The organism is Stenotrophomonas sp. GbtcB23 (genome assembly GCF_019091045.1).
GTDB classification, from domain to species: Bacteria; Pseudomonadota; Gammaproteobacteria; order Xanthomonadales; family Xanthomonadaceae; genus Stenotrophomonas; species Stenotrophomonas rhizophila_A.
In genome coordinates, this window is the sequence record NZ_JAGXKC010000005.1 from 69,246 (window position 1) to 89,960 (window position 20,715).

Sequence of the window (20,715 nt, forward strand, 5' to 3'; positions counted from 1 at the left end):
TGTTTCAAACCGGCCCCCGCCGGCGCAACAGAAAAGCAACACACAACCCACACAGCCGCAACGGCAACATGCAGCGCGAAGGCAGGACGCCAACACGCCCATGCCAACCACAAGCGGATACAACGAGGACACGGACATGGCGCATTTCGAACTGATTGAGAAGATGGCACCCAATGCGGTGATCAAGGTGATCGGCGTGGGCGGCGGCGGCGGCAACGCCGTGGCGCACATGGTCAGCACCAGCGTGGACGGCGTGGAATTCATCACCGCCAACACCGACTCGCAGGCCATCAAGAATTGCGGTGCCAAGCTGCAGCTGCAGCTGGGTACCAACGTCACCAAGGGCCTGGGCGCAGGCGCGAATCCGGAAGTAGGCCGTCAGGCCGCGCTGGAAGACCGCGAGCGCATCATGGACGCCCTGCAGGGTGCGGACATGGTGTTCATCACCGCCGGCATGGGCGGTGGCACCGGCACCGGCGCTGCACCGGTGGTGGCACAGCTGGCCAAGGAGATGGGCATCCTGACCGTCGCCGTGGTCACCAAGCCGTTCCCGTTCGAAGGCCGCCGCCGCATGCAGGTCGCGCTGAAGGGCATCGAGGAACTGAGCCAGCACTGCGACTCGCTGATCACCATCCCGAACGAAAAGCTGATCACCGTGCTGGGCCGCAACGCCACCATGATCCAGGCCTTCCGTGCCGCCAACGACGTCCTCCAGGGCGCCGTGCAGGGCATCGCCGACCTGATCGTGCGCCCGGGCCTGATCAACGTCGACTTCGCCGACGTGCGCACCGTCATGTCCGAAATGGGCCTGGCGATGATGGGTACCGGCACCGCCCGTGGCGATGACCGCGCCCAGGCCGCCGCCGAAGCCGCCATCCAGAACCCGCTGCTGGACGATGTGAACCTGGCCGGTGCCAACGGCATCCTGGTCAACATCACCGCCGGCGCCGACTTCACCATGGCCGAGTTCGACGAGATCGGCCGTACCATCGATGGCTTCGCCTCCGAAGACGCCACCGTGGTGGTGGGTACCGTGCTGGATCCGGACATGCAGGACGAAGTCCGCGTGACCGTGGTTGCGACCGGCCTGAACCGTGCCGTGGCCGCCAAGTCCCAGCGTCCGGGCGAGCGCGCGCCGATCAAGCTGGTCCGCAACGCCACCACCGGCCAGCCGGAGTTCGGCGATTTCGACAACGGCGGCGATGCCGTGTCCAAGGCCGTCGGCGGCATGGGCCTGGGCCTGCGCCGTCCGAGCGCCGACACCGTGGCCCCGTCCGCACCGTCGGCCTCGGGTCCGGCCGCGGCTGAGCTGCCCAACGATTACCTGGACATCCCGGCGTTCCTGCGCCGCCAGGCGGACTGAGGAACGCGGCCGGGGTCTTGTCCTCCCCGGTAAGCGCCTCCATGTCCCTTGCTGCCGGGCCAGGATAGGCCCGGCAGTCTGCCGCCCCCGGTTCAGAAAGGAGCGGTGGTAGTGCGTGTTATTCTTGTTTGTCACTGTCGCGTTGACTGCGCGCTTTCCCCCGGCTGGCCCCCATGATTCCGCAACGCACCCTCAAGAACACGATCCGCGCCACCGGCGTTGGCCTGCACAGCGGTGACAAGGTCTACATGACCCTGCGCCCGGCACCGGTCAACCATGGCATCGTGTTCCGGCGCGTGGACCTGGACCCGGTGGTGGAAGTGCCGGCCCGTGCCGACCTGGTCACCGAAGTAACCCTGTGCACCGGGCTGACCTGCAACGACGCCAAGATCCAGACCGTCGAACACCTGATGTCGGCCCTGGCCGGCCTGGGTGTGGACAACATCATCGTGGAGCTGTCCTCGGCCGAGCTGCCGATCATGGACGGTTCCTCGGGCCCGTTCGTGTTCCTGCTGCAGTCGGCGGGCATCGCCGAACAGGACGCGCCCAAGCGTTTCATCCGCATTCTCAAGACCGTGGAAGTCACCGAAGGCGACAAGGTCGCCCGCTTCGAGCCGTATGAAGGCTACAAGCTCGGTTTCACGATCCAGTTCGACCACCCGATGATCCCGGCCAAGCAGTCCCGCGCCGAGATCGAGTTCTCCACCGCCGCCTACACCAAGGAAATCTCCCGCGCGCGCACCTTCGGGTTCATGCGTGACCTGGAGTACATGCGCGAGCGCAACCTGGGCCTGGGCGGTTCGATGGACAACGCCATCGTGCTCGACGAATTCCGCGTGCTCAACGACGACGGCCTGCGTTACGCCGACGAATTCGTGCGCCACAAGATCCTCGATGCGATCGGTGACCTGTACCTGGCCGGCGGCCAGGTGCTGGGCGCCTACGAGGGCTTCAAGTCCGGCCACGCGCTCAACAACAAGCTGGTGCGGGCCCTGCTGGCCGATGCCACCGCCTGGGAGTGGGTGAGCTATGACGCACCCAGCAGCGCAGTGCCGGTGGTCTACGGCGTCCCCGCATACGCATAACTAGTTGAAATGATTGGAAAAGAACGGCGCCTTGGGCGCCGTTCGTCGTTTTCGACGGTATGCGAGGCGTGACGTTGACGTCAATGAACCGTGTACGTACCTGGGTCACGTTTTTGTGAACCCGATCCGCTTTCGAGCTGAATTTAACGAACTTTTAATAAAAGACTAACGACTGGACGACCCAGCACGGCTACGATGGCCGCCGGCTCCCAACCAGATTCACGTGATCGTGACGACGGTAGGGAAGGGCGGGATGCCCCGATGGCTTCAGGACCTGGTCGAATCCACGTCCTTTAGACAGGCCAACGCGTCGCGTAGCCCTTTGTGCGTGGCGGCTGAAACTGCGTGGGGGCCATTCCTGTTATCGATCGCTGGGGAGCGTGGAGGAGCGGCAGCCGCGGTTTTGACGGTCACCTTGGTGACCTTCAGCCCGATGGACCGGGCCGCGTCGATCAACTGAGCCTCGGCAAGCCGCACTTTGGCGTGCCAGACAGGGGATTCGACGAGAAAAACGAGGTGTTCGCCGTTCACATTCGCCAACCGGCAACGGGTGGCCAGGGTGGGCGGCAAATGGGGGCGCAACTGACGGTCCAGCGCATCGAGCCACAGGGCACGACGCAGCGGATTGCCAGCTTTGTCACCCATGACTGCATCCAGCGCCGGCTTCGGCGTTGACGCAGGACGGGCACTGGATTTCGGCTCAGACATGAAAACTCACTGATGGCATTCAAAAAGATCGTAATCAAAACGCGTGAAGGACAGGCCAAGACGCCGCTGGCGCGTTTGCGTTTCTACTTCGAGGACAGGCCCCGCGCCCTGCTGGGCAGCGTACTCGGGCTGGGCTGCCTGATCGGCTTCGGTGCCGGTCTGGGTGGCAGCATGTTCAACGATTCCCGGCTCCACGCCAAGGTCGCCCAGCAGGAACGCGACCTGGCGCAGGCCCGCAAGGATGCCCAGACCCAGGTCAACGCCCTGGCCGCCCGCATGGGCGAGCTGCAGGCGCAGGCGACCCGGCTCAATGCGCTGGGCGAACGCCTCACCCAGATGGGCAAGCTGGAAGACGGCGAGTTCGACTTCAACGAGACCCCCGGCCTCGGTGAAGGCGAGCCTGGCCCGACCCAGGACATCCCGGTCAGCGCGGTCAACGCCGACTTACAGGTGCTGGAGCAGCGCTTCGCTGCTTCAGGCCGCCAGTTGTCGGTGATGGAATCGCTGATGTTCGACCACCAGCTGGAGCAGGACGCCGTGCCGGGTCGCATGCCGATCCGCAACAGCTACATCACCTCCAGCTTTGGTGGTCGCAACGACCCGTTCGGTCGCGGTCGCGGCAACCACAAGGGCATCGACTTCCATGCCAAGGTCGGTGACCCGGTCATGGCCGTGGCCGATGGCGTGGTCAGCTTCGCCGGCGTGAAGGGCGGCTACGGCAACGTGGTCGACGTGGACCACGGCAACGGCTACGTGACCCGCTATGCGCACAATTCGCGCCTGGTGGTGAAGCCGGGCGACCTGGTGCGGGCCGGCCAGGAAGTGGCCAAGGCCGGTTCCACGGGCCGTTCCACCGGTGCCCACGTGCACTTCGAGGTCTGGGAACGCGGCCAGGTGGTCAACCCGCGCAAGTTCCTGGGCGATGGCGGCAACACCCCGGTCGGGCGGGTTTCCCGCGGCTGAGGGCGCCATCTGGCGGATCGCGGGCGCTTGAAACCAAGTGCCCTCGTCCCAAGCTACAATGGGTGTTGCCATAGACAGGGCGCGATGCGCCCTGTTTCGTTTGCGGCGGGCGGCTCCCGAGGGAGCGTCGCCGTTGGGGCGTCTCATTCCAACCGGTTCCTTCAATGATCAACAGCCTGCTTACCCGCGTCTTTGGCAGTCGTAACGAACGCCAGCTGCGCCAGCTCAACCGCATCGTCGCCAAGATCAATGCGTTGGAGCCGGACATCGAAAAGCTCTCCGACGAGCAGCTCAAGGCCAAGACCCCGGAGTTCAAGCAGCGCATCGCCGACGGTGAAGCCCTGGACAAGGTGCTCCCGGAAGCCTTCGCGGTCTGCCGTGAAGCCAGCCGCCGCGTGCTCGGCATGCGCCACTACGACGTCCAGCTGATCGGCGGCATGGTCCTGCACCTGGGCAAGATCGCCGAAATGCGCACCGGTGAAGGCAAGACCCTGGTGGCGACGCTGCCGGTGTACCTGAACGCGCTGGAAGGCAAGGGCGTCCACGTGGTCACCGTGAACGACTACCTGGCCCGCCGCGACTCGGCGCAGATGGGCAAGCTTTACAACTGGCTGGGCATGAGCGTCGGCGTGGTCTACCCGGGCATGCCGCACAGCGACAAGCGCGAAGCCTACGCCAGCGACATCACCTACGGCACCAACAACGAATTCGGCTTCGACTACCTGCGCGACAACATGGCGCTGTCGCGGGCCGACCGTTACCAGCGTGGCCTGCACTACGCCATCGTCGACGAAGTCGACTCGATCCTGATCGACGAAGCGCGTACCCCGCTGATCATCTCCGGCCCGGCCGACGACTCCCCGGAGCTGTACATCCGCGTCAACCGCGTGGTGCCCAGCCTGATCCGCCAGGAAGCCGAAGAAGGCGAGGGCGATTTCTGGGTCGATGAGAAGGGCAAGCAGGTGCACCTGTCCGAAGCGGGCATGGAGCACGCCGAACAGCTGCTGGTCGAAGCCGGCATCCTCAGCGCCGAAACCGAAGGCCTGTACGCGGCGCAGAACCTCACCGTGGTCCACCACCTCAATGCCGCCCTGCGCGCGCATGCCATCTACCAGCGCGACGTGGATTACATCGTGCGCGATGGCGAAGTGGTGATCGTGGACGAATTCACCGGCCGTACCCTGGCCGGCCGCCGCTGGTCCGATGGCCTGCACCAGGCGGTGGAAGCGAAGGAAGGCGTGCCGGTCCAGCGCGAGAACCAGACGCTGGCGAGCATCACCTTCCAGAACCTGTTCCGCATGTACAAGAAGCTGTCCGGCATGACCGGTACGGCCGACACCGAAGCCTACGAATTCCAGAGCATCTACGGCCTGGAAGTGGTGGTCATCCCGACCAACCGCCCGACCATCCGCAAGGACTCGCCGGACCAGGTGTTCCTCAACCGCAACGGCAAGTTCAACGCCGTGCTGGCCGACATCCAGGAATGCAACAAGCGCGGCCAGCCCGTGCTGGTGGGCACCACCTCGATCGAAACCTCGGAGATGCTGTCCGAGCACCTGCGCAAGGCCGGCGTGCACCACGAAGTGCTCAACGCCAAGCAGCATGACCGCGAAGCGACCATCATCGCCAACGCCGGCATGCCCGGTGCGGTGACCATCGCCACCAACATGGCCGGCCGTGGTACCGACATCGTGCTGGGCGGTTCGCACGAGGCGGAGCTGCACGCGCTGGGCGAAGATGCCACCGCCGAGCAGCGCGCCAAGGTCAAGGCCGACTGGCAGGTCCGCCACGACCAGGTCAAGGCCGCCGGCGGCCTGCACATCGTGGGCACCGAGCGCCACGAATCGCGCCGTATCGACAACCAGCTGCGTGGCCGTTCCGGCCGCCAGGGTGACCCGGGTTCGTCCCGCTTCTACCTGTCGCTGGAAGACAACCTGATGCGCATCTTCGCCTCGGACTGGGTCCAGAAGGCGATGCGCATGATGGGCATGAAGGAAGACGACGTCATCGAAGACCGCCTGGTCAGCCGCCAGATCGAAAAGGCGCAGCGCAAGGTCGAAGCGCACAACTTCGACATCCGCAAGAACCTGCTGGACTTCGACGACGTCAACAACGACCAGCGCAAGGTGATCTACGCCCAGCGCGATGAGCTGCTGGACGCCGAGTCGGTGAAGGACAACGTCGACGGCATCCGTGGCGATGTGATCTACGACATCGTGGCCCGCTTCGTGCCGCCGAACTCGATCGACGAACAGTGGGACCTGCCGGGCCTGGAAGCCACCCTGGCCTCCGACCTGGGCGTGCAGATGGATGTCACCGGCCTGGTCAAGCAACACGAAGAACTCGACGCCGAAGCCATCGCCAACAAGGTGCAGGCCCGCGTGGACGAGCACTTCGAGCAGAAGGAAGCCGGCGTCGGCGAAGAGACCATGCGCGCGCTGGAGAAGCACGTCATGCTCACCGTGCTTGACCAGAGCTGGAAGGAGCACCTGGCCCGCATGGATTACCTGCGCCAGGGCATCTACCTGCGCGGTTACGCACAGAAGCAGCCCAAGCAGGAATACAAGAAGGAAGCCTTCGAGCTGTTCTCGGAAATGCTGGAGAACGTCAAGCGCGAAGTGGTGACCCTGCTGGCGCGCGTGCGCATCCGCAGCGAGGAAGAAGTGGCGGCGCTGGAAGCAGCCGAACGCCAGCAGGCCGAAGCGCGCCTGCTGCAGTCTCAGTTCCAGCACCAGAACGTGGGCGGCTACGGCGCCGACGAAGAGGCGGCGGACGTGGAAGCCCAGCGCAGCGGCGTCGTCGGCCAGGTGACCCGCGAAGAGCCCAAGGTCGGCCGCAACGATCCATGCCCCTGCGGCAGTGGCAAGAAGTACAAGCACTGCCACGGCCAGTTGAGCTGATCAGAAAAAACCCCGCGAAAGCGGGGTTTTTTTTGATCTTTGTTTGCACGGCGCGAATGCTTGTGGGCATCGTTCTGTGACCGATGTCGCCAATACGGACCTTTCAGAAAAACCTGACACTGATGCGTGGCGCATCCCCACGCGAGTGTCAGATGCGACCCACGTGTGGATATACGACAGAGGGTTAACGTGTTCAGCGCTGTCGCGAATGCATTGCATTCGGGGCAGGCTCGACGCGCATTGCGCTCCGCAGGCTGCGGCAGCGTCGCGTTTCCCCTGAGTCGCCATCCATGGAGTTTCATGAACAGGATTTATCGCCTGGTGTTCAATCGCACCACCGGCCTGATGCAGGTCGCGTCCGAACTCGCCACGTCCCCCTCTTCCTCCTCTCCCGCGACCGACAGCCGCCGCCGGCGTTCGCCGCTGAGCGCTGCCATGCTGGTTGCGCTCGGCCTGTCGGCCGCCTCGCTGCCTGCCGCCTTCGCGGCGGTGTATGACTTCGATGCGAGCGAGACCGTCACCGATCCGCGCGCTTATGTCGATGGTTTCCGCGTCGGCCCGAACGGCGCGGTGGAAGTCCAGCTACGCAACGGCGGCACGTTCACCTCCAACGGCCTGGTCTCGCTGGGTACGCTTGCCGGCAGCAATGGCGAACTGCAGATCTTCGGGCCGACCTCGTCGCTGACCGTCAACAGCGCCGTCGTGCGCGTGGGTGAAGCAGGCACCGGCGCGTTGCGTCTTTACGATGGCGCAAAGGCCACCCTGGGCTCGACGCTGTCGTTCGGCTATGCAGCCGGTTCCAGCGGCATCGGCCAGGTCGATGGCACCGACGCACTGCTTACCGCCCGCCAGATTCTGGTCGGTCGCGAAGGCACTGGCATGCTCACCATCCGCAATGGTGCCCGCGTGGAGACCACGCTGCAGGCACCGCCTATCGGCGATTCGTTTGGCATGAGCGTGGGTACCGAGGTCGGCAGCACGGGCACCATCAACGTCACCAGTGGCGGCCAGCTGCTGGTCACCGGCAATGACCTGCGCGTCGGTGAGGGCGGTACCGGCGCGCTGTTCATCAACAATGGTGGCGTGACCGCCGGGCGCGACGTGCTCATCGGTGCTGCCGCCAGTGGCAAGGGCGAAGTCATTGTCCGCAACAGCGGCACCTTGGCGTCGCAGCTGGTCAGCATCGGTGAAGCACAGGAGGCCAGCGGCTCGCTTCTGGTGAGCGGCGCAGGTTCGACGGTCACCACCGATACCCTGCGGGTGTCGGGCAACGGCGACGGCCTGCTGCGCATCGAAGATGGCGCGCTGGTGGCCGTGACCGGCAACGTGACCGCCGAAGACAACCAGGGCCTGCCAAGCACCGCCGCACGCACCGGCCGCATTGAAGTGACCGGCGCCGGTTCGGTGCTGAGCGGCGACCGGATCATTGCCAGCACCCAGCTGCTGGTGGAGAACGGCGGCCAGATCCAGTCCAACACCGCGCGCATCCGCGACTCGCTCAGCGCTACCGGTACCGCCACCCTCACCGGTGCCGGCAGCCGCTGGACCAACCAGGGCGAGCTGGACATCCGCACCGGCGTGGACGTGCTGGACGGTGCGGTGATCGGTACCGACACGCTGCTGGTGTCCGGCGGCGCCAACACCATGACCTTCAAGATCGGCGCGGTCGATGAGCAGGTCCGCGTCAGCGGCGCGGGTTCGGCCATTGAGGCCACCGGCGACGTCACGGTGGGCAGCCACCTGGTCGGCGAACCGTTCGGCATCCTCAACGTGGCCAATGGCGGCCGTGTTGCCGCCGGCGGGGACCTCAAGCTGGGCACCCTGGGCTTTGTCGTGGTGGGCGGCGGCCTGGAAACCTGGTCGGTCGCCGATGGCGCCCCGACCTGGGCGGCGGCCGAAGCGGCCGGCGAACTGGGCGCGGCCGATATCGTCATGGACGGTGCGCTCAGCGCGCTGGTGTTCAACCACACCGGCGACATCAGCCTGGCCAACACCGTCAGCAGTACCAATGGCACCACCGGCGGCGTGACCAGCGTGGCCGGCACCACCACCTTGACCGGCGACCTGGCCGACTTCGGGGGCAAGGTCACGGTCAACGGCGGCACGCTGCGTATCGATGGCGACATGTACACCGGGCGCAGCTATACCGGTACCAGCCAGGCTGCTGCACAGCAGATCGAGGTCACCGGCGGCACCCTGGTGCTCAACGGCAACTCCGGCTTCGACCAGACCATCAACTACGGCAGCAGTACCGGCGTGGTGCGCAGCTCGAACGTGATGGTGCGCAATGGCGGCATGCTCGCCGGCAATGCGACCGTGGGCACCACCCAGGTCTTCAATGGCGGCGTGCTGTCGCCGGGTGATGCCGGCATCGGCACGCTCACCATCAACGGTGACCTGTACATCAATGCCGCGGGCGCGGTGCCCGAAAGCGTGGCCGACAAGGCCTTCTACGACGTGGACCTGCTTGGCAACGGCCAGTCCGACCGGGTTGCCGTCACCGGCAAGGCCTACATCGGCCATGGCGTCGGCATCGCCGGCACCACCGGTGCCACCGGCGTGCGCGTGACCGGGCTGGACCCGAATGCCAGCTACCAGAACGGCCAGACCTACGCGATCCTCGACGTGGCCGGCGGCATCAATGGCGGCTTCGACGATGTGATCTCGCGCTCGGCCTTCATCACCCCCACCCTGACCCAGACCGGCAACCAGGTCGTGCTGACCATCGCGGTCAACACGCCGGTGACCCCGGTGGATCCGGTCGACCCGGGTACCCCGGTCGATCCGGGCACGCCCGTCGATCCGGGCACCCCGGTCGATCCCGGCACGCCGGTGGATCCGGGCTTCCCGGGCACCCCGGGCGTTACCCCGCCGATCGTGTTCGGCGCCGTCGCCGTCACCGGCAACCAGCGCGCCACGGCCGCGGCGCTGGATTCGCTGCAGCAGTCCGGCGACGCGCTGGCGCTGTACAACGGCCTGCTGATGCTCGATGAGGCCGGTGCGCTGGTTGCCTTCGATGACCTCGGCGGCGAACTGCACGCCAGCAACCGTGCGCTGCTGCTGGACGACCGCTTCCTGCGTGAAGGCATCTCCCAGCACCTGCGCCCGGCGCCGGACACCAAGCTCAACGGCTCCTCTGTGTGGGTGGCCGGCAGCGGCGCCTCCAAGCGCCAGGACAGCGATGGCACCGCCTCGCGCACCCAGGACACCCGCCAGGGCCTGATGGTGGGCTACGACTGGACCTTCGGCGACCGCTGGACCGTCGGCGTGGCCGGTGGCCCGGAGTCGCTGCGCCAGCAGATCCGCGACCGCAACGCGATCACCGAGGTCGACGCGGTGCACGGTGGCCTGTACGCCGGCTTCCGGGGTGAGCAGGCCTGGATCAACGGCGGCGCCAGCTACGCCGACTACGAGGTGGATACCCGCCGTGAACTGGGTGCCGGCACGTCCTGGGAACAGAGCCTGGGCAGCCAGCATGACGCTCATTCGGTACAGGCCTTTGCGGAAGGCGGTTGGGACATCCAGCTCAGTGCGCTGACCCTGAGCCCTTACCTGGCCGTGGCCTACACCCGCCTGTCGAGCGAGGCCATCACGGAAACCGGCGGCACCGCAGCCCTGTCGGTGGCATCCAGCAAGGATGAGGTCTGGACCACCACGGCCGGCATTCGCGCCGGGTGGGACATCAGCGGTGGCCAGACCGACGGCGCCCGCCTGGAGGCCGGCCTGGCCTGGCAGAACGCGGCCGGCGAACTGCGTGCCGACTCGCGCAACCGCTTCGTGGCCGGCAGCGACAGCTTCACTGTCAGCGGCCTGCCGCTGGCGCGCAACGTGGGCATCGCCGAACTGGGCGTGTCGTTGAACACGTCGGACAACAGCCGCCTGTCGATGTTCGCGCAGGGCCGTGCCGGCGATGGCCAGCGTGAAGTGGGCGCCCAGCTGAACTGGAACGTGGTGTTCTGATCGAACCCACGGCCTGAGCCACCCGAAGGGCCCCGCATGGGGCCCTTCGTCTGTCCGGCATTGCGCATGCCCGGGCCGATTGGGCATTCTGGTCGCATGCCATCCCCCAAACGATCGATCCACGTCGTGGCCGGCGTCATCACCGACGCCCGCGGCCGCATCCTGCTCAACCGCCGTACCGAGAACAGCGACATGGCCGGCCTCTGGGAATTCCCCGGCGGCAAGCGCGAAGAGGGAGAGACCTCCGAACAGGCGCTGGTGCGTGAGCTGCGCGAGGAGCTGGGGATCGAGGCCGAGGTCGGCGACTGGATCATGGACGTCCCGCAGGAATATCCGGACAAGCACCTGCGCCTGGAAGTGCGGCACATCCGCAGCTGGAAGGGCTCACCGCGCGGCCGCGAAGGCCAGGCCATCACCTGGGTGGCGCCGGACAAGCTGTCGCGCTATTCGATGCCGCCGGCCGACCTGCCGGTGGTGGCCGCGCTGCGCCACCCGGACCGCTACCTGATCACCCCCGAACCGGACACCGACGAGGATGCCGCGCACCAGGACTGGTACGCACGGCTGGCGCGTGCGCTGGAGGCGGGCGTGCGCCGCGTGCAGCTGCGAACGCCGAACAGCGCGGCCCGCATCGCCTTGGCCGAACAGGCCGTGGCCCGGCACCGCGGCGGAGTGCAGTGGCTGCTCAACCGCGATATCGAATTGGCCCGCCGGCTTGGCGTCGGCGTGCACCTGGGCGGCGAGCAGTTGCTGCAGCTGGAGGCGCGGCCGTTGCCGGCCGACCAGCTGGTGGCCGCGTCCTGCCACGACCTGGCCCAGCTGCAGGCCGCGCAACGACTGGGCTGTGACTTCGCCGTGCTCGGCCCGGTCCAGGCCACCGACAGCCACCCCGGCAGCGTGCCGATGGGCTGGGACGCCTTTGAAACCCTGCGCGCACAGGTCTCGCTGCCGTTGTACGCGCTGGGCGGCCTGCACCCGGACGACATCACCCAGGCGCGCCGCCACGGCGCGCAGGGCATCGCCGCCATCCGCGCGTTGTGGCCTACAGGGTGATCCAGAAACAGCCGTACTGACGGCGCAGTCCAAACACCGTCCGCGCCGGCGTGGCCGTCGTACCGAGTGTCTGCTCCAGCCGCAGCCCGATCGGCCGCGGCCGGCTGGCCTGCGGCGCGGCCGCTTCCACTGCCTCGACCAGGGTCGCGTTCGGGTCGACCGGCAGCGGCGTCGGCGCGGCGACCTCCGGGTATACCGGGGCGATATCCAGCAGAGGCCGCTGCACCACCGATTCCAGTCGCCCGATGATCTGGTTGGCGGAGGCATTGGAGACGTTGCCCCACAGGTAGATCGACGACAGCCGGTTGACGTCCTGCAGGCTCACCGCATCGCGGATCTGCCCGGTCAGCTCGCTCAACCGGCGCGCGCAGCCGGCGCGGTAGATGCCGGTATTGCCCACCGAATCACCACGCGGCGGCATCCGCGCCGTCGCGCCCAGCGCATCGCAGCTGCGGTCGGTGAACACCGTTTCGCCCTGTGCAGTGGTGCAACGGTTCACGCGCTGCGCCTGTGCCTGCGCCCACGGGGCCAAGCACAGCATGCACAGCGACAGCAGCAACGGAACGACCGGTCTCATCGCAGCAGGGTAGCGGGACGCGCGTTATCTGCAAGCAATGGCGTGCGCGATGTTCAGCGGCCCAGCAGCTTCAATACCTGGGTGGTGGGCTTGGCCAGGTTGAGGGTGTAGAAATGCAGGCCCGGTGCGCCACCGGCCACCAGCCGCTCGCACAGCTGGGCGACCACTTCGGCACCGAAGGCGCGCACCGCATCGGCGTCATCGCCGTAGGCCTGCATGCGCTTGCCGATCCAGCGCGGGATCTCGGCACCGCACTGTTCGGAAAAGCGGCGCAGCTGGCTGAAGTTGGAGATGGGCATGATGCCCGGCACGATCGGCACCTGCACGCCCAGCTTGCGCACCGCGTCGACGAAGTGGAAGTAGGCGTCGGCATTGAAGAAGTACTGGGTGATGGCCGCATCGGCACCGGCGTCGATCTTGGCCTTGAAGTACCTCAGGTCGCGCAGCGCGTCGTCGGATTGCGGGTGCGTTTCCGGGTAGGCGCCGACCTCGATGTGGAACGCGTCGCCGTGCTCGGCGCGGATGAAGGCGATCAGTTCCGACGCGTAGCGCAGGTCGCCGGGATGGCCCATGCCGGAGGGCAGGTCGCCGCGCAGCGCCACGATCCGCCTGCAGCCGATGGCCCGGTACAGCTTGAGCAGTTCGCGGATCTCCTCGCGGCTGCCGCCCACGCAGGACAGGTGCGGCGCGGCGTCGAAGCCGTGGTGCTGCTTGAGGTGTCGCACCGTTTCGGAGGTATAGCTCAGGGTCGAGCCGCCGGCGCCGAACGTGCAGGACACGTATTCCGGCGCGTACGCCTTGAGCTTGGCCGCGGTACGGTCGAGCTGGGCGCGCTGGTCGTCGGTCTTGGGTGGGTAGAACTCGAAGCTGAGGGCGGTCATGGGCGGCGGCGGCAGCGGGTGTGGTTCCATCATATCGCTTCATCGCGATGAATGTAAAAGATGGCGGGCGGGGCGTTTACACCCGGGCGGGTAAAGTGGCCTTCCCCCAAGGAGAGCACGCATGGACATCCTGATCACCGGCGGCACCGGCTTCATCGGCCAGCGCCTGTGCCAGCGGCTGCTGGCGGCCGGGCACCGGGTCACGGCGCTGACCCGCAGCCCGGGCCGGCCCGGCCAGGCCGGGGTGCAGTACGTCGGTGCACTGGGCGATGTGGGCCCGGTGCACGCGGTGGTGAACCTGGCGGGCGAACCGCTGGTGGAAGGCCGCTGGAACGCGGCGCGCAAGCAGGCCATGCTCGAGTCACGCATCGGCACCACCCGGGCCCTGCTGGACTGGATGCGCGGGTTGCCGACCCGCCCGCAGGTGCTGGTGTCCGGCTCGGCGATCGGCTACTACGGGCCGCGTGATGCCACCCCGCTGGATGAAGCGGCCTCGCCGGGGCATGACTTCGCCGCCATGCTGTGCCGGCGGTGGGAGGCCGAGGCACTGAAGGCCGAAGACCTGGGCGTGCGCACCTGCCTGCTGCGCACCGGCATTGTGCTCGACCGCGAGGGCGGTGCGCTGGCGCGCATGCTGCCGCCGTTCCGGATCGGCGCGGGTGGGCCGATGGGCGATGGCATGCAGTGGATGAGCTGGATCCATCGCGACGACCTGGTGGGGCTGATCCTGTGGCTGCTGGCCGATCCCGAAACACGTGGCGCCTGCAACGGCACCGCGCCGGCGGCGGTCACCAATGCGGAATTCGCCCGCACCCTGGCGCATGTGCTGAAGCGGCCAGCGTGGGTGCGGACGCCGGCATTCGCATTGAAACTGGCCTTCGGCGAGATGGCGGGCCTGCTGCTGACCGGGCAGAACGTGGTGCCGGCGCGCGCGCTGCAGGAAGGCTACCGGTTCCGGTACCCGACACTGGAAGCGGCCCTGCGCGCGATCCTCGGCTGAGGCCGGTTACCCTGTGCACCTGTTTCCAGCTGCGTACGCCATGTCGATTGTCCTCACCGAATTCGCCCGCCCCCGTCTGTTCCCGCGCGTGCCGCGTGGCAACACCATCCAGGACTGCACCGCCGAGCAGTTCCAGGCGCACCTCAATGCGCACGCGCCGTTCAAGGTGCTCGATGGCTACGCGCCGTTCTGCAAGCTGTTCGTGTATGAAAACTGGACGTCCACGCGCTGCCTGACCGTGCCGGTCACCGATGCCAACCGCCACCAGCTGCGCAGCGCCTATGAGGCGCGCAACCGCGACGAACTGCCGGTGCTGGTGCGCTGGTTCGAGGGCGTGCAGTCGCCGCGCGCCAATTACCTGGTGGTGATCCTGTACAGCGCCGAACAACTGGCGAAAGAAGGCTCGCCGATCGAAGCGGACTGGGGCATCGTCGGCTGCATCTACACCGCCGAACCGGAAGAAGTGCCGATGGCGCCGATCACCATGATGCGCAATGCGCTGGGGGTGGAAGAGGGCGGCTCCGGTGTGCCGCTGGATCGTGAGGCTTACAAGCGCGCCGTGGCGTACTGGGAAAGCCACGCGAACTGGCGGCCGTAAGGTTACGGCCGACCGATACCCGCCATTTCTGCTTCGGTCAGCGCGACCAGATCGGCCGGCGCCAACGCCACCTCGAGCCCGCGTCGGCCGGCGCTGACGTGCATCACCGGCAGCGCCTGCGCGCTGGCATCGATGAAGGTGCGGTGCTTCTTCTTCTGGCCCAGCGGACTGATTCCGCCGACCAGGTAGCCGGTGGCGCGCTGTGCCGCGTCCACCGCCGCCATCTCGCACTTTCTACAGCCCGCCGCCTCGGCCAGCGCCTTGAGGTCCAGCGTGCCGCTGACCGGCACGATCGCCACCAGCAGCTCGTGCTTTTCGGTACTGGTCAGCAGGGTCTTGAACACCACTGCGGGGTCCAGCCCCAGCTGCTCCGCCGCTTCGCCGCCATAGGAGGCGGCGTTGGCATCATGGTGGTAGGCAAGCACGCGGTGGGCGATACCGTGCTTCTTGAGCAGATTGATGGCCGGGGTCATGGTCATGCAGCTGGCGTGGTCGCACTACCTTAGCGTGGGCGCGACCGCAGAATCTTGACCCGGACTATCGGGGGCGGTTCCAGGTAGGGGGCTATCCCGCTGCTGCCGGCACTGGGGCCGCCAGCAGCAGGAATGCAACCTCAACCCATGGGCGCGCAATCGACATGGTCGACTTTCCCGGCCCCGTACTTCGCTTCCGCCTTGGCTTTTGCCAAGCCATCGGCCACGTCACCGTTGCTGGCAGCGACCTGGAAGTAACCCTCCGCCTCGCCCTTGAGCACATTGCCGTCCGCATCGTGCACGGCACACCGGTAGTCCTTGGTTGCACCTGTCGCTGGGGCAGATGGAGCCGTTGGCGTCGGATCGGTTGTCGTGGTCGGTGCCGACGTTGTCGTGCTCGATGCCCCTGCCACCGCATCGCATTGGGCCTTGGTCAGCGTGACGCTGTTCTTCTTGTAGCGCGTGGCGGCAGCCAGGGCACCGGCCTCCGCTGCTTTCAGGTCGGCCGCCTTGATGGCGTATTTCCCGTCCGCGTTGGAGCTCGCTTCCGGTGTTTTGCCATCTGCACCGGAAAACACCATGCACCGATAGTCGGCGGCGTGGACGGGGGACATGCAAGCGGCACCGCACAGCACCAGCAGTGCGGGAACCAGGAACTTGATATTCATGGAAATCTCCGGAATGCACCCAGATATTCCCCCGCGCGCTGATGATCCCGGCGCGGATGTGAAGCTCGCATGACGAAAACGGGCGCCCGAAGGCGCCCGTGGTATCCGGTAGTGCCGACTGTCAGTCGGCAACCGTCCGACCGGTAGTGCCGACTGTCAGTCGGCAACCGTCCGATCAGTAGCGGTAATGCTCCGGCTTGAACGGACCTTCCACCGGCACGCCGATGTAATCGGCCTGTTCCTTGGTGAGGGTGGTCAGCTTCACGCCGATCTTTTCCAGGTGCAGGCGCGCCACTTCCTCGTCCAGCTTCTTCGGCAGCAGGTACACCTTCTTCTCGTAGCTGTCCTTGTTCGCCCACAGGTCGATCTGCGCGAGCGTCTGGTTGGCGAACGAGTTGGACATCACGAAGCTCGGGTGGCCGGTGGCGCAGCCCAGGTTCACCAGGCGGCCTTCGGCCAGCAGGAAGATCGCGTTGCCGTTCGGGAACACGTACTTGTCCACCTGCGGCTTGATGTTGATGTGCTGCACGCCCGGGAAGCCGACCAGCGCATCGACCTGGATTTCGTTGTCGAAGTGGCCGATGTTGCAGACGATGGCCTGGTCCTTCATCGCGCTCAGGTGCTCGATGCGGATGATGTCCTTGTTGCCGGTGGTGGTGACGTACAGGTCGGCACGGCCCAGGGTGGATTCGATGGTGTTGACCTCGAAGCCTTCCATCGCCGCCTGCAGGGCGCAGATCGGATCGATTTCGGTCACCACCACGCGCGCGCCGTAGGCACGCAGCGACGCGGCGCAGCCCTTGCCCACGTCACCGTAGCCGCAGACCACGGCGACCTTGCCGGCCAGCATCACGTCCATCGCGCGCTTGAGGCCATCGGCCAGCGACTCGCGGCAGCCGTACAGGTTGTCGAACTTGGACTTGGTGACCGAGTCGTTGACGTTGATCGCCGGGATCAGCAGGGTGCCGGCCTGGGCCAGCTGGTACAGGCGGTGCACGCCGGTGGTGGTTTCTTCCGAAACACCCTTCCAGTCCTTGACCACGCGGGCCCAGTAGCCCGGGCGTTCCTTGGCCACGCGCTTGAGCAGGTCCTTGATGACCTGTTCTTCGTGCGAGGCCGCTTTTTCGTCGACCCAGGTGCTGCCGTTCTCGAGCTCATAGCCCTTGTGGATCAGCAGGGTGACATCGCCACCGTCATCGACCACCAGTTCGGGGCCGGTCAGGGTGCCGTCGGGCAGGGTGAAGGTCAGCGCATCCAGGGTGCAGTCCCAGTACTCTTCCAGCGACTCGCCCTTCCAGGCGAACACCGGGGTGCCCGACGCGGCGATCGCCGCAGCGGCATGGTCCTGGGTGGAGAAGATGTTGCACGAGGCCCAGCGCACGTCGGCGCCGATGTCCTTCAGCGTTTCGATCAGCACGGCGGTCTGGATGGTCATGTGCAGCGAGCCGGTCACGCGCACGCCCTTCAGCGGCAGGGTGGCGGCGTGCTTGCGGCGGATCGACATCAGGCCCGGCATTTCGTGCTCGGCGATATCCAGTTCCTTGCGGCCCCAGTCGGCCAGCGAGATATCGGCAATCTTGTAATCACCTTCGGTGGAGAAGGTCTTGGCAACAGCGTTCATGCAAAAGCTCCGGTAATGGACGAATGGCTCGTCTTCGCCGGGCGCCGTTGGAACCAGCCCTGCCACCGAGCCTGGCCGTGCGGAACAGGTCCGGCAGCGGTCGCAGCGCCCCTCGGTGGAGGGGATGCCCATTATATCCCGGCGGACCGCCCGGGCATGAATCGGCGCACGCCCCCAACCATCGGCAGGGGGGCAAATCGCGCCCCGCTGTTAAGGTCCAAGGTTTGCACAGGATGGGGTGGGAAGATGACAGGCACTGACCGTATGCGCCGCGCGCGCTGGAGCAGCCGGCTGATGGTGGGCATGGCCCTGCTGGCGGTGGCGCCACTGGCGCTGGCGGCAACGCCCACGGCCGGCAACAAGGCGCTCCAGACCGCTGCGGCCCCGGCCGGGCAAGGTTACCAGCTGCCGTCGGCGGCGCTGCAGGCGGTGGCCAACGCCCCGCGCGCGCCCACCCTCAGCCTGTCGCCGCGCCGCGATATCGCCGCCCTGCTGCAGACCCCGCCGCTGCCTTCGATCAACGAGGTGGCCCAGCCCGAGCTGAAGCTGGCCGGCGTGCGGATCAACCCGGCCACGTATTCGGCCAGCACCTTCACCTTCGCCGACAAGCTGTGGCTGATGAACATCGCCGACGGCAAGGAGCGCCAGATCACCGGCCTGCCGCAGCCGCTGTCGGTGGCCTCGCTGGCGTGGTCGCCGGACCAGCAGTACCTGGCCTTCAACCAGGTGCATGCGGCCAGCGGTGCCAATGAGCTGTGGATCATCGACGTGGCCGGCGGCACCGCGCGCCGCCTGTTGGCCGACCTCAACACCGTGTTCGGCAGAGGCTACGACTGGCTGCCCGACAGCCGCGGGCTGGTGGTCACCCAGCAGGTCAAGGGCCAGGGCCCGGCGCCCGCCGCCGGCGGCATCCCGACCGGCCCGGCGATCCAGCAGACCCAGGCCGACGCCGGCGTGCGTGCGATCCGCACCTACCAGGACCTGCTCAGTAACGAAGCCGATGCGCGCCTGTTCGATCATTACGCCAGCTCGCAGCCGGTACGCGTGGCGCTCAATGGCGTGACCGCGCCGCTGTCCACCGCTGGCGTCTACCTGGACGTCAGCATCTCGCCCGACGGCCAGCATGTGCTGGCCCAGCGCGTGCAGCGTCCGTATTCCTACCTGGTGCCGGCCGATGATTTCCCGCGCCGCATCGAAGTGCTGTCCGCCGCTGATGGCCGGCTGCAGCACACCGTGGCCACCCTGCCGCTGGTGGAGGGCCTGCCCACCGGCAACGACGCGGTGCCGACCGGCGTGCGCGAGGTGAGCTGGCGCGCCGATGCGCCGGCTACGCTGGTCTGGGCCGAAGCGCAGGACGGCGGCGATCCGGCCCGCGATTCCAAGGTGCGCGATGCGGTGCTGATGCAGGCCGCGCCGTTCGAGGCGCCGCCGGTGACGCTGGCGCAGCTGGGCAGCCGCTATGCCGGTATCCAGTGGGGCCGGGGCGACCTGGCGCTGCTCAACGAGTCGTGGTGGAAATCGCGCGTGGTCAAGCAGTGGCGAATCGCGCCGGACCAGCTCGACCAGGCCCCGCAGCTGCTGTCCGAGCGCTCATCGCAGGATCGCTACAACGATCCCGGCAAGCCGGCGCTGGTGCGCGATGTGAACGGGCGTTCGCGCCTGCAGATCACCGCCGATGGGCGCAGCATCTTCCTGATCGGCCAGGGTGCTTCGCCGGAAGGCGACCGACCGTTCGTGGACCGCTTCGACCTCGAGAGCCGCACCGCCACCCGTCTGTTCCATTCGCAGGCGCCTACCTATTCGCTGCCGCAGGCACTGCTCGACCAGGAAGGCACCTCGGTGCTGCTCACCCGCGAGTCGCCCGATACGCCGGCCAACTACTTCGTACAGTCGCTGGCCGATGCCACCGCGGCGCCGCGCGCGCTCACCCGCTTCGAGCATCCGCTGCCGCAGCTGCGCGGGGTGAGCAAGGAACAGATCCGCTACAAGCGCAACGACGGTGTCGACCTGACCGCGACGCTGATGCTGCCGCCGGGCTACAACGCCAGGAAGGACGGCCCGTTGCCGATGCTGATGTGGGCCTACCCGGGTGAGTTCAAGACCGCTGCGGCAGCCAGCCAGGTGACCGATTCGCCCTACCGTTTCAACGCCATCGGTTACTGGGGTCCGCAGGCGTTCCTGGCCAAGGGTTATGCGGTGCTGGTGAGTCCGTCGATGCCGATCATCGGCGAAGGCGACAAGGAACCCAACGACACCTACCTGCCCCAGCTGGTGGCCAACGCCGAAGCGGCGGTGGATGAAGTGGTGCGGCGAGGGGTGACCGACCGCGATCACATCGCCATTGGCGGGCATTCGTACGGGGCGTTCATGACCGCGAACCTGCTGGCGCATACGCGGCTGTTCAAGGCCGGTATCGCGCGCAGCGGTGCGTACAACCGCACGCTCACCCCGTTCGGGTTCCAGGCCGAGGAGCGCAACTTCTGGCAGGCGCAGGACGTGTACCTGAAGATGTCGCCGTTCAACTTCGCCGACAGGATCAAGGATCCGATCCTCTTCATCCACGGCGGGGACGACAACAACTCCGGTACGTTCCCGATCCAGAGCGAGCGGATGTTCGCGGCGGTGAAGGGGCTGGGCGGTACGGCGCGGCTGGTGATGCTGCCCAACGAGTCGCACCATTACCGCGCGCGTGAGTCGCTGATGACCATGCTGGCGGAAAGCGAGCGGTGGTTGGAGCAGACCATCGGGCCGGGCATGAAGATCAAATGATGCCGCGCCGGGCGTTGCCCGGCGGATGCAACACATGCAATTGAAACCATTTGCGCGGCAGGGATTGCCGCGCAATCTGGGTTAGGCTTGATGCGA

Annotated in this window: 15 protein-coding genes and 1 riboswitch; of the genes, 9 read left to right on the forward strand and 6 right to left on the reverse strand. The window is 66.9% G+C overall.

Translation table 11 applies throughout. The features are described from left to right. Positions 1–136 precede the first annotated feature (136 nt). Positions 137–1,363, forward strand: coding sequence for a cell division protein FtsZ (gene ftsZ, locus KVS69_RS03625; RefSeq protein WP_068849242.1), 1,227 nt, complete (start codon positions 137–139; stop codon positions 1,361–1,363). Between the two features lie 173 nt (positions 1,364–1,536). Next, positions 1,537–2,448, forward strand: a complete 912-nt coding sequence (gene lpxC, locus KVS69_RS03630) for a UDP-3-O-acyl-N-acetylglucosamine deacetylase (protein WP_217536983.1) — start codon at positions 1,537–1,539, stop codon at positions 2,446–2,448. Between the two features lie 267 nt (positions 2,449–2,715). Here lpxC and KVS69_RS03635 read toward each other — a convergent pair whose 3' ends face one another. After that, positions 2,716–3,156, reverse strand: a complete 441-nt coding sequence (locus tag KVS69_RS03635) for a DUF721 domain-containing protein (RefSeq protein ID WP_083214065.1) — start codon at positions 3,154–3,156, stop codon at positions 2,716–2,718. A 12-nt stretch (positions 3,157–3,168) separates the two neighbouring features. Between KVS69_RS03635 and KVS69_RS03640 the strand changes: the two genes are divergently transcribed. The 4 genes from KVS69_RS03640 (at position 3,169) to KVS69_RS03655 (ending at position 12,032) form a co-directional block, all read left to right on the forward strand. Next, positions 3,169–4,119, forward strand: coding sequence for a M23 family metallopeptidase (locus KVS69_RS03640; RefSeq protein WP_068849249.1), 951 nt, complete (start codon positions 3,169–3,171; stop codon positions 4,117–4,119). A 164-nt stretch (positions 4,120–4,283) separates the two neighbouring features. After that, positions 4,284–7,019 carry a preprotein translocase subunit SecA gene (gene secA / locus KVS69_RS03645; protein WP_217536986.1) on the forward strand — a complete coding sequence of 912 codons (2,736 nt, stop codon included), beginning with the start codon at positions 4,284–4,286 and terminating at the stop codon, positions 7,017–7,019. A gap of 300 nt (positions 7,020–7,319) precedes the next feature. Next, complete coding sequence (locus KVS69_RS21260) at positions 7,320–10,979, forward strand: autotransporter domain-containing protein (RefSeq protein ID WP_217536989.1); 3,660 nt, start codon at positions 7,320–7,322, stop codon at positions 10,977–10,979. Between the two features lie 96 nt (positions 10,980–11,075). Beyond that, positions 11,076–12,032 (forward strand): Nudix family hydrolase, encoded by a 957-nt coding sequence (locus KVS69_RS03655; RefSeq protein ID WP_217536992.1) that lies wholly within the window; start codon positions 11,076–11,078, stop codon positions 12,030–12,032. On the opposite strand, the gene KVS69_RS03660 is transcribed toward KVS69_RS03655, so the two are convergent. Both KVS69_RS03660 and metF read right to left on the reverse strand, forming a co-directional pair. Further along, on the reverse strand, positions 12,022–12,609 hold the full coding sequence (locus tag KVS69_RS03660; protein ID WP_217536995.1) for a DUF4124 domain-containing protein: 588 nt from the start codon (positions 12,607–12,609) through the stop codon (positions 12,022–12,024). The genes KVS69_RS03655 and KVS69_RS03660 overlap by 11 nt on opposite strands. Positions 12,610–12,662: 53 nt before the next feature. Next, on the reverse strand, positions 12,663–13,490 hold the full coding sequence (metF, locus tag KVS69_RS03665) for a methylenetetrahydrofolate reductase [NAD(P)H] (RefSeq protein WP_217537088.1): 828 nt from the start codon (positions 13,488–13,490) through the stop codon (positions 12,663–12,665). A gap of 121 nt (positions 13,491–13,611) precedes the next feature. Here metF and KVS69_RS03670 point away from each other — a divergent pair, with 121 nt between their 5' ends. Next, positions 13,612–14,490 (forward strand): TIGR01777 family oxidoreductase, encoded by an 879-nt coding sequence (locus tag KVS69_RS03670; RefSeq protein ID WP_217536998.1) that lies wholly within the window; start codon positions 13,612–13,614, stop codon positions 14,488–14,490. Positions 14,491–14,530: 40 nt separating this feature from the next. Beyond that, positions 14,531–15,088 carry a DUF3228 family protein gene (locus tag KVS69_RS03675; RefSeq protein ID WP_068849262.1) on the forward strand — a complete coding sequence of 186 codons (558 nt, stop codon included), beginning with the start codon at positions 14,531–14,533 and terminating at the stop codon, positions 15,086–15,088. 2 nt (positions 15,089–15,090) lie between these two features. Here KVS69_RS03675 and ybaK read toward each other — a convergent pair whose 3' ends face one another. From ybaK to ahcY, 3 genes are all read right to left on the reverse strand, one after another. Then, positions 15,091–15,561 carry a Cys-tRNA(Pro) deacylase gene (gene ybaK, locus KVS69_RS03680; RefSeq protein WP_217537091.1) on the reverse strand — a complete coding sequence of 157 codons (471 nt, stop codon included), beginning with the start codon at positions 15,559–15,561 and terminating at the stop codon, positions 15,091–15,093. A 140-nt stretch (positions 15,562–15,701) separates the two neighbouring features. After that, complete coding sequence (locus tag KVS69_RS03685) at positions 15,702–16,229, reverse strand: hypothetical protein (RefSeq protein WP_217537000.1); 528 nt, start codon at positions 16,227–16,229, stop codon at positions 15,702–15,704. 175 nt (positions 16,230–16,404) lie between these two features. Further along, the gene (gene ahcY / locus KVS69_RS03690; protein ID WP_068849268.1) at positions 16,405–17,850 is read right to left on the reverse strand and encodes an adenosylhomocysteinase; all 1,446 of its coding nucleotides are present in this window, start codon (positions 17,848–17,850) and stop codon (positions 16,405–16,407) included. Positions 17,851–17,882: 32 nt separating this feature from the next. Then, positions 17,883–17,970, reverse strand: a riboswitch (S-adenosyl-L-homocysteine riboswitch). A 126-nt stretch (positions 17,971–18,096) separates the two neighbouring features. Between ahcY and KVS69_RS03695 the strand changes: the two genes are divergently transcribed. Next, a complete protein-coding gene (locus tag KVS69_RS03695) occupies positions 18,097–20,619 on the forward strand; it encodes a prolyl oligopeptidase family serine peptidase (RefSeq protein WP_217537003.1) in 2,523 nt (840 codons plus the stop codon). Positions 20,620–20,715: the final 96 nt, after the last annotated feature.

Bases quoted from the DNA above. Each gene is read 5' to 3' on its own strand.
- ftsZ (WP_068849242.1), top strand. From the start codon at position 137: ATGGCGCATTTCGAACTGATTGAGAAGATGGCACCCAATGCGGTGATC.
- lpxC (WP_217536983.1), top strand. From the start codon at position 1,537: ATGATTCCGCAACGCACCCTCAAGAACACGATCCGCGCCACCGGCGTT.
- KVS69_RS03635 (WP_083214065.1), bottom strand. From the start codon at position 3,156: ATGTCTGAGCCGAAATCCAGTGCCCGTCCTGCGTCAACGCCGAAGCCG.
- KVS69_RS03640 (WP_068849249.1), top strand. From the start codon at position 3,169: ATGGCATTCAAAAAGATCGTAATCAAAACGCGTGAAGGACAGGCCAAG.
- secA (WP_217536986.1), top strand. From the start codon at position 4,284: ATGATCAACAGCCTGCTTACCCGCGTCTTTGGCAGTCGTAACGAACGC.
- KVS69_RS21260 (WP_217536989.1), top strand. From the start codon at position 7,320: ATGAACAGGATTTATCGCCTGGTGTTCAATCGCACCACCGGCCTGATG.
- KVS69_RS03655 (WP_217536992.1), top strand. From the start codon at position 11,076: ATGCCATCCCCCAAACGATCGATCCACGTCGTGGCCGGCGTCATCACC.
- KVS69_RS03660 (WP_217536995.1), bottom strand. From the start codon at position 12,609: ATGAGACCGGTCGTTCCGTTGCTGCTGTCGCTGTGCATGCTGTGCTTG.
- metF (WP_217537088.1), bottom strand. From the start codon at position 13,490: ATGACCGCCCTCAGCTTCGAGTTCTACCCACCCAAGACCGACGACCAG.
- KVS69_RS03670 (WP_217536998.1), top strand. From the start codon at position 13,612: ATGGACATCCTGATCACCGGCGGCACCGGCTTCATCGGCCAGCGCCTG.
- KVS69_RS03675 (WP_068849262.1), top strand. From the start codon at position 14,531: ATGTCGATTGTCCTCACCGAATTCGCCCGCCCCCGTCTGTTCCCGCGC.
- ybaK (WP_217537091.1), bottom strand. From the start codon at position 15,561: ATGACCCCGGCCATCAATCTGCTCAAGAAGCACGGTATCGCCCACCGC.
- KVS69_RS03685 (WP_217537000.1), bottom strand. From the start codon at position 16,229: ATGAATATCAAGTTCCTGGTTCCCGCACTGCTGGTGCTGTGCGGTGCC.
- ahcY (WP_068849268.1), bottom strand. From the start codon at position 17,850: ATGAACGCTGTTGCCAAGACCTTCTCCACCGAAGGTGATTACAAGATT.
- KVS69_RS03695 (WP_217537003.1), top strand. From the start codon at position 18,097: ATGACAGGCACTGACCGTATGCGCCGCGCGCGCTGGAGCAGCCGGCTG.